The organism is Dialister sp. UBA1703 (assembly GCA_002320515.1).
Taxonomy (GTDB): Bacteria; Bacillota; Negativicutes; order Veillonellales; family Dialisteraceae; genus Dialister.
Genome location: DCJJ01000164.1, coordinates 86,733 through 95,642, shown reverse-complemented (window position 1 = coordinate 95,642; position 8,910 = coordinate 86,733). Strand labels below are relative to the sequence as shown.

At 50.0% G+C, this 8,910-nt stretch carries 6 protein-coding genes; 3 read left to right on the top strand and 3 right to left on the bottom strand.

Annotated features, from left to right (window positions below; translation table 11 throughout):
• Positions 1-215 precede the first annotated feature (215 nt).
• Positions 216-1,229, top strand: coding sequence for a uroporphyrinogen decarboxylase family protein (locus B2Y11_RS08010; RefSeq protein WP_291057934.1), 1,014 nt, complete (start codon positions 216-218; stop codon positions 1,227-1,229).
• Between the two features lie 94 nt (positions 1,230-1,323).
• Here the strand turns inward: B2Y11_RS08010 and B2Y11_RS08005 are convergent, their stop codons facing one another.
• From B2Y11_RS08005 to potE, 3 genes are all read right to left on the bottom strand, one after another.
• Complete coding sequence (locus B2Y11_RS08005; RefSeq protein ID WP_291057933.1) at positions 1,324-2,199, bottom strand: DMT family transporter; 876 nt, start codon at positions 2,197-2,199, stop codon at positions 1,324-1,326.
• Positions 2,200-2,410: 211 nt separating this feature from the next.
• On the bottom strand, positions 2,411-3,541 hold the full coding sequence (locus tag B2Y11_RS08000; RefSeq protein WP_291057932.1) for an aminotransferase: 1,131 nt from the start codon (positions 3,539-3,541) through the stop codon (positions 2,411-2,413).
• A gap of 332 nt (positions 3,542-3,873) precedes the next feature.
• Positions 3,874-5,217, bottom strand: coding sequence for a putrescine-ornithine antiporter (potE, locus tag B2Y11_RS07995; protein WP_291057931.1), 1,344 nt, complete (start codon positions 5,215-5,217; stop codon positions 3,874-3,876).
• A gap of 900 nt (positions 5,218-6,117) precedes the next feature.
• On the opposite strand from potE, the gene greA reads away from it, so the two are divergent.
• Entirely contained in the window at positions 6,118-6,591 is a 474-nt protein-coding gene (gene greA, locus B2Y11_RS07990) for a transcription elongation factor GreA (RefSeq protein WP_291057930.1), read from the top strand.
• A gap of 28 nt (positions 6,592-6,619) precedes the next feature.
• On the top strand, positions 6,620-8,560 hold the full coding sequence (gene lysS / locus B2Y11_RS07985) for a lysine--tRNA ligase (protein ID WP_291057929.1): 1,941 nt from the start codon (positions 6,620-6,622) through the stop codon (positions 8,558-8,560).
• Positions 8,561-8,910 lie beyond the last annotated feature (350 nt).

Below are 8,910 nucleotides of genomic sequence, written 5' to 3'. Positions count from 1 at the left end.
GCATTGCATAAAAATTCAAGAATAAAAGCAAACAATGATTTAATCAGCGCTTCCCTAGAATGACGATGAAGGTAAGTACGTAACGCTGACCTCATAATCATTGCCCGCCTTTGGCGGCGATACCACAGCCTTCACAGCCGCAGGCTGTGTCAAACCTGAGAACCTTCCCTTTTAAACCCGGCGGCAAAGCCGCCTTATCTCCAAGGAGGTATCCTATGAAAAAGAAAATCATTTCTGCCATGACGAAGAAGGAACGAATCCAGGCGGCCATTCATGGAGACGCCGTGGACCATGTACCCTATTCCCTGTGGACCCATCTGCCCGGTATTGACCTGGATCCTGCACGCAATGCAGAGCATACCTACGATTTCTACAAAAAATATGATGTGGATATTCTGAAAACCATGAATAACGGCATGTACAGCGTAGAAGATTTCGGCGTTACCACCGATTTCAGCGACATTGCCAAAGGGGGCGTGGCCAAAATCACCGATACGCCGGTGAAGGAGCCTGAGGACTGGCTGAAGGTCAAGCCCGTTTCCGTCAATGCCGGCGCCCTGGCCCGGGAACAGAAGTACCTGAAACTTCTCCTGAACAAAACGAAAGGGGAAGTGCCGGTGGTATTTACGGTGTTCAGTCCCCTGACCACCGCCAATAAACTCTGCCCTTCCATGATGGAACACATCCGGGAGGGCCATGGAAATAAGGTCAAAGAAGGGATGAAGGCCATTACGGAAACCACCTGCGCCCTGGTGCAGCGGGTCATCGAACTGGGGGCTGACGGCATTTTCTTTGCTACCCAGCTTTCCTCCTATGATTTGACGGAAGAATCCTTCTACCGGGAGTACGGCATGCCCTATGACCTGGCAGTGCTCTCCGCCTCCTCCGGCTGGTGCAATGTGCTCCATGCCCATGGAAAAAATATTATGTTCCCCCTCCTCCGAAAATATCCGGTGCAGATTTTTAACTGGCACGCCTGGGAATCCCTGCCGGAAATCGGAGAAGCACAGCTTTTGACCGGCAAGTGCATTATGGCAGGCCTGGAGCGGATGGATATTACGAATCATCGTAAAAATGAAATCGAAAGGGAAATCTATGAAACCCTGAAACAGACCGGCGGCAGAAAAGTCATCCTCTCCCCGGGCTGCGTCATCCGCTACCCCCTGGACGAAGAAATGCTTTCCTTTGTGAGAAAGGCAAAGGAAGAAATAGAAGAAAAGATGAAATAGTGGGCTGGTGGGACAGGTAAGGCGGCATATATTCATCGCCGCCAGTGACACCACAACCCTTTGAACTCTCTGAACTCTCTGAACTTGATGAACCTTATAAACCCTTTCCATTTTTAATATTCCCTACCACCATGCCGGCTCCGATCATGAGGATACCGATCCACTGGACGGGAGTGACGGATTCGCCCAGTACCATAAGGGCCATGAGGAGGGCGACAGGAAGTTCCGAGGCTGCCAGGATAGTGCCCAGTCCCGGCCCCACATGGGGCATGCCCCAGGCCAGAAGAAAGGGCGGCAGGGCTACGCCGAAAATGCCAAGGATAAGGCCGAAGGGCATGAGCAAAGGCCAGGAAGAGGCGTCCCAAAGGAAGAGGGGCGGAAGGAGGATAAAAGTAAGGACAGTATCACCGGTGGACATGAGGGCGCCCTTCAGGGCAGGAGGAATGCCTTTCCCGAGAAGGGAGCTGGCAGTCATCATGGCCGTATAGGAAAGGGCGGAAAGAATGCCCCATACCATGCCGGAGGAAAGGGAGAACTGAGTTCCTTCTTCTGCAAGACCGGCAGCAAGAAAGGTACCGGAAAGGCAGAAAAGGATGGAAAGCAACTGTTTCTTTCCGGGAAGTTTCCTGAAAATCAGGGATTCCGCTGCCGCCCCCATCCATATGGACTGAAAGAGAAAGACCACAGCCATGGAGGCGGATAAAGTTTCCAGGGAATGATAGTAGAAAATGGTGGTAAGGGCCATGGGAATGCCGATGGCGGCAAGGGAAAGAATCCGGAAAGGGGAGGGCCTCCTCTTCACGGTGAAAAGGGCGGCCAGCCACAGGAAGAGCATGCCGAAAAGGCACTGCATGCCGCTCACATCGGTGAGGGTGAGACCGGCGGCATAGGCCATTTTCACGAAGGTGGACAGCACCCCGTAGTAGGCGCCGGCAGAAAATACAATAAGTGCATAGAATCCCTTGTGCATGATTTCCTCCAAAAGAAAAGCACAGCACTTCTCTGAAGTACTGTGCGGCGAAAACAGAATCATCTGAAAAAATCCACAACCATAACGGTTTTATTGTCTGCAGTCTATCATATGGCAGAGGAAAAGGCAAGGGGAGTAAGATGGCAGAAGATAGATGGTAGAAGATAGATGGTAGAAGATAGATGGTAGAAGATAGATAGTAGATAGAAAATTATTTTGTTTCCAGGGAGCGGAAGAAGGTGCTCATGGCTTTAAGGCCCTTTTCTAATGTGTCCCTGTCGGCGGCGTAGCCGATACGCATGGAGCAGGGTTCATCGAAGCAGTCGCCGGGGGTTACGAAGGCGCCGCAGGCATCATACATCTGCCGGCAGAGGGTATAGGAATCTACCGGGAAATCATAGTAGACAAGGGCGGTAGTGCCGGCCTCCGGCTTTACATAGGAAAGGCGGGGCTCCTTTTCAATCCATTCATCCAGGACAGCCAGATTTTCCCGGATGATTTTTTTATTTCTCTTAAGGATTGCTTCCTTTGATTTCAGTGCCAGGGCAGCAATGGCATCATCAATCATGCCGCAGCTGATGAGATTGTAATCCCTGTGGGACCACATCTGCTTCAGTGCGTCTTTGTCATGGGTGGCAATCCATCCCAGCCGGACGCCGGCCAGGGAAAAGACTTTGGACATGGAGGAAGTGGAAATCCCTTTTTCATACATATCCACAATGGAAGGCTGCCAGTCATCGGACTGGATGAGATGGCGGTAAACTTCATCCACCAGAAGGTAGGCATCGAAGTCTCTGGCAATCCGGATGACTTTCTGAAGGATTTCCTCGGGAATCAAAGCGCCGGTGGGATTATTGGGGTTGTTGAGGCAGATCATTTTCACGCCGCCTTCCGCCAGTTTTTTCAGTTCATCCACATCCGGAAGGTATCCATTTTCCTTTTTCAGATGCATGATTTTCACATCAGCCCCCAGGGAAGCAGGAATGGAGTAAAGCTGCTGGTAGGAAGGCATAATGGAAATCACCTTGTCTCCCGGATTGATGAGAGAATAGAAAACATGATGGTTTCCGCCGGAAGCGCCATGGGTGGGGACGATTTCCTGGGGCGCCATGGTGCGGTAGAGAGAGGCAATGCCTTCCTTCAAATCAGAGGAGCCTTCAATGGCACCATAGGTGAGCCGGCGGGCGCAGAGCTTATTAAGGAATGCGTCCTTATCGGTTCCGGACAGTTCAAAAAGCTCGTCCAGGGAAATAGAATCTACGCAGGTTTCTGCAATGTTGTACTTGGCGCCTGTTTCATAGGCATTCATCCATTCTTCTACGGCAAAGGGTTTAATGTTCATGGTTATAACCTCCTGTAAAAAAAGAGGGTTTATTCCTGCCTTTCAACGGACAAGCCGTATTACCTGCAGCAGGAATAAACCCTCTTTGCTCCCCATCCGGTGACAGGGAAGAGTTTCATATGAAGATGTGTATACTGTATCATGGCGCAGAACCTTTGTCAAATGGAGAATTAACACAGACATCTATCGTCTGATGTCTGATGTCTGATGTCTGATGTCTGACCGTCTCACTGTCTCACTGTCTCACTGTCTCACTGTCCCACTGTCCCACTGTCCCACTATATTTCCCACTAAAAAACTCCTCCGGAAACATCCGAAGGAGTTCTTATTTCTTATTTTTTATCAATCGGCGGATACGTGGAAACTCTGGCTGCCGGCGCATAGCGGAGGCGGGAAGAGATGAGGGTGTAAACTACAAGACCCATGGCGGTGACGAAGGCGCCTTCCAGAATGACGGTCCAGCCGCAGCCGTATACAGCGTAGCAGCTGTAGATGCCGCCTACGATGGCTGCCATATTGGCCAGTCTTGCTTTATCGGCAGGAATGCCTTCCGCCTTCTGCAGGTCTGCCACAGCACCCATGGCAAGAAGGTAAGGAATGAGGTTGATCATGACGGCCAGGTTAATGAGCACATTGAACTGCTTCAGGAGGGTGGGACTCATGGTGGAGAGGGTCATGATGACCTGGATGGCCACCAGGGATCCGATAGCCACATAGGGGGAACGGAAACGGTTGACCTTGGACAGGAATTTCGGGAAAAGACCGATGGAGGATGCTTCTCTTGCCACTTCGGAAACGGTAAACTGCCATGCAGTAAGGGATACGAAGCAGGAGCATACCAGCATGCAGGAAACAATGTATCCAGCCTTGTCTCCGAACATGGTGGCATAGGCCAGACCGAAAGGAGCTCCCGATTTCATGAGTTCCTGATAAGGCACCAGACCGCCGATGATGGCAGTGGAAGTGGTGTAGCAGGCGCCTGCCAGAAGAGTACCGGCCAGTACGGCGATGGGCACATTTTTTTCCGGATTTTCCACAGTGTCCGAATTGGCGCAGGCAGTTTCCAGTCCAAGGAAAGCCCAGATGATGACGGCAATGGAGCTTTTCATGGTTTCATAGAATGGCAGGTTTCCGGGGTTCCAGGCTTCGGTATAGATACCGGTATCAAAGAAGAAGAAGCCGCAGAGGAGAAGGCCCACCACTGGAGATACGACACAAAAAACGCCGAGAGAACTGAATTTGCCGAATTTCTTGGGGCCTACCAGACTGATGGTAGCTGCCAGGATGAGGACACCGATGGTGGCCATGCACACTTCCACCGGGGAAAGGGTGAGGCCGAAAACATAGGAGCCGTAGCTGACGACGCCGCTGGCGATGGCTGCATTAGCAATAATCAATGAAATGGTGTAGCAGAAGTTGGAAAGGAAATTTCCGGCTCTGCCGAAACGGTACTCTGCATAGCCCCCCATGCCGCCTACCTTGGAGGTATGCATACCGCAGCGGGCAAAGGCATAGGCCAGGATGGTGGCGCCGATGGAGGCCAGAATCCATGCAAAAATCGAAACGGTTCCGATTTCCGCCAGTGTGGCGGGAAGAAGAATAATACCGGATCCCATCATGTTGATGGCTGTTACTGTTGTGAGCTGTACCACTCCCATTTTTTTGCTCTTAGACAAGGTTGTTCCCTTCTTTCTTAATCCAAATCGCATGAAACTCGCGTTGGGGGAAAAATATTGTCCCGGGGTAAACCGGATGATGCAGTCATGAAATCATCAAGGCATGCACGAGCCCCATTTGCTTTCTATAAAGGTGAAAGAAACAGGGCATAAAGAAAACCATCCGTTATCTGGTAACGGTTCGCTGCTCAACTGCACAGGGGGCAGGGCGCGATGAATTTTTATTTACTGCAATATACCATAAATGAAATCATATGACAAGACTTTTTTACAAAATTTTTTCAGGAAATTTTCCGACGAACTCATATGGACTTTTGAGAACTTTGAAGGAAAACGGAGATAAAAGGCGTAAAAACATGGCTATCCTGTTTTGCCATGGATTGGCATGATACATCATGATGTATTGTGAAATTTAATAGGAAAAATGAACTAAACCCCAAAGTGCCCATACCATGGCCCTTCCGGGGTTTTTGTAGAAAAAACAGGAGTGAATATAACGCATATAAATTCATAATTATTGCAATTATATACATTTGCACTGCAGGAGCCCAAATGGCTATTGCCCCAGTACCACCCCAAATGGGCCCACAGGGGCCCAGATTGCCCCAAATGGGCAAAATGCACAGAATAAATGAGAATATATAGGGTGTAATGAGAATAAAATATTTTTTCTTTCTCTTCTTAGAAAATAATTTTATAATGGAGAAAAGGGAAATTTTCATGGTAGATAAACAGCGGGCAGACGATTTCAGGGGAGAGGAAGGCTGAAAAGAGAAACTCTCCGTAAATTGTTTGACGCAGGGATTCATTTTGCTATATACTATGGAATATGCCCTGTTGCAGGAAGTATTATAAAAGTCTATATAATGTATATGTAGTAAAGAAAAGAGGCAGATTGGTATGGCAGAAATGCAGCGTACTCTGGTCACCAGAGAAGGCCTTGAAAAAATGCAGAAGGAACTGGATGAACTCCGTTCCACAAAACGTGCGGAAATCGCACAGCGTCTGAAAGCCGCCATCGCAATGGGCGACCTTTCCGAAAACTCCGAATATGATGAAGCAAAGAATGCCCAGGCTTTCCTGGAAGGCCGCATCCTTCAGCTGGAACAGCAGATTCGCACCGCCCAGGTCATTGAAAAGAGCGCAAAGGACAGGGTGGATGTAGGTTCTACTGTGGTTATCGAAGACATGGAAGAACATCTTCAGGAAAAGGTAACTATCGTAGGCTCCACAGAATCCAATCCCTTTGAAGGCCGTATTTCCAACGAATCCCCGGTGGGACGCGCCCTCATGGGTGCCAAAGCCGGTGACACGGTGGAAGCGGAAGCGCCTAACGGCGTTTTGAAATATAAAGTCATCCGGATCGAAGACTGATTCGGCAGACAGGAAATGAGGTTACAGAATGACAGAAAATAAAAACCAGAAGAAACAGCAGAGCGGGCCGAAACTGAATGACCAGATGCTTATTCGCCGTGAAAAGCTGGATAAAATCCGCGCCCTGGGTGTAGAACCCTATGGCCAGAAATTCAACTGGGACCACCATGCAGCAGATATCCGCGCTAACGCAGAACAGCTGGAAAAAGAAGAAACCCATGTCCGTATTGCCGGCAGAATGATGATCCGCCGCGGACAGGGCAAGACCGCTTTCTGCGTCATCCGCGACCAGTCCGGCGATATCCAGGTGTATTTCAAGAGAGATGAACTTTCGGAAAATGAATGGGCCCTCTTCAAGCTGGTGGACATCGGCGATATCCTCGGCATTGAAGGCACCGTTTTCACCACCCATACCGGTGAACTGACCGTACGGGTCATCCATTTCACCATGCTTTCCAAGTCCCTGCGCCCGCTGCCGGAAAAATGGCACGGTCTCACAGACAAGGAACAGCGCTACCGCCAGAGATACCTGGATCTCATCATGAATCCGGAAGTCCGGGACACCTTCGTGAAGAGAGCTGCCATGATGGCGGCTATCCGCAAATGGTACACCGACCATAACTTCCTGGAAGTGGAAACGCCGGTGCTCCAGCCCCTCTATGGCGGCGCCAATGCAAAACCCTTCACCACCCATTTCAATGCCCTGGACATGACCATGTACCTTCGCATTGCACCGGAACTGTATCTGAAACGGCTCCTGGTGGGCGGCTATGAAAGGATTTTTGAAATCACCAGAAACTTCAGAAATGAAGGCATGGATACCCGCCACAACCCGGAATTCACAGCCATTGAAACCTACCAGGCCTATGGAGACATCGAAGACGTTATCAACCAGACAGAACAGATCGTAGCTGCCTGCGCCATGGCTTCCTACGGCTCCATGAAATTTACCTATGAAGATACGGAAATCGACGTAACCCCGCCCTGGCCGAGACTCACCATGGCAGAAGCGGTGAAGAAATACACCGGCGAAGACTTCGATGCCTGCAAAACCATCGAAGATGCCAGAGCCATTGCGGACAAGCTCCACGTGGAATACGGTGAATTCGACGGCTTCGGCAAGATTCTTTCCGAATGCTTTGATGCCTATGCGGAAGAACACCTCATTCAGCCGGTGCATATCACAAAACATCCTATCGAAGTATCCCCTCTTTCCAAACTGGACCCGAAAGATCCGCGTTACACTATCCGCTTTGAATCCTATATTTACGGCCGCGAACTGGCAAACGGCTTCTCCGAATTAAATGACCCCATTGACCAGAGAAAACGGTTTGAGCTGCAGGTAGAAGAAAGAGAACATGGTGATGACGAAGCCCATCCGATTGATGAAGATTTCCTCACCGCCCTGGAATACGGCATGCCGCCTACCGGCGGACTGGGCATCGGCCTTGACCGTCTCTTCATGCTCATGACAAACTCCGCCTCCATCCGCGACGTACTCCTCTTCCCGGCTATGAAACCGGAAACGGCTCTGGAAAAGAAGACCGCCAGAGAAGCGGAAGAAATGGCAAAGGCAGAAGACAATGAACCTATTGATTTCTCCAAAGTGGAAATCGAACCGCTCTTCAAGGACTATGTGGACTTTGATACCTTCAGCAAGTCTGACTTCCGCGCTGTGAAAGTCAAAGCCTGCGAAGCAGTACCTAAGAGCAAGAAGCTCCTGAAATTCACCCTGGACGACGGCACCGGTGAAGACCGCATCATCCTTTCCGGCATTCATGCCTACTATGAACCGGAAGAACTGGTGGGTAAGACACTGATTGCCATCGTGAACCTGCCGCCTAGGAAGATGATGGGCATCGACTCCTGCGGTATGCTCCTCTCTGCCATCCATAAGGAAGAGGGAGAAGAAAAACTCCACCTTCTCATGGTAGACCGCCATATCCCGGCCGGCGCCAAACTGTACTGATTTATAAAGTGAACAATAAAAAGGCTATGAAGAATATCAATCATTCCTTCACAGCTTTTTTATTTTCCTGTTTTTAGGAATAAATCTTTAAAATGCCGGTAAGCGGCCTGCCGTTATGTCATCTCGAGCAAAGCTGCCTGTCGTTATGGGCGGTAGAGTTATCTGTTCTATGCAGACTCTGAGTCGAGAGATCTCCTGCCGCCCTGTGGAGCCTCATGGAGGAGTGAGATTTCTCGGCTCCTTTTCACCATCTCCATGAACCGACCGCGTCATTCCGGTGCTGATCTCTGCTCGAAATGACAGAGCAGCGCTTGATGTTTGATTCACTTGGGAAGCACTGATTAATTCAT

Excerpts from the sequence above, each read along its gene's own strand:
- B2Y11_RS08010 (WP_291057934.1), top strand. The coding sequence starts at position 216 with ATGAAAAAGAAAATCATTTCTGCCATGACGAAGAAGGAACGAATCCAG.
- B2Y11_RS08005 (WP_291057933.1), bottom strand. The coding sequence starts at position 2,199 with ATGCACAAGGGATTCTATGCACTTATTGTATTTTCTGCCGGCGCCTAC.
- B2Y11_RS08000 (WP_291057932.1), bottom strand. The coding sequence starts at position 3,541 with ATGAACATTAAACCCTTTGCCGTAGAAGAATGGATGAATGCCTATGAA.
- greA (WP_291057930.1), top strand. The coding sequence starts at position 6,118 with ATGGCAGAAATGCAGCGTACTCTGGTCACCAGAGAAGGCCTTGAAAAA.
- lysS (WP_291057929.1), top strand. The coding sequence starts at position 6,620 with ATGACAGAAAATAAAAACCAGAAGAAACAGCAGAGCGGGCCGAAACTG.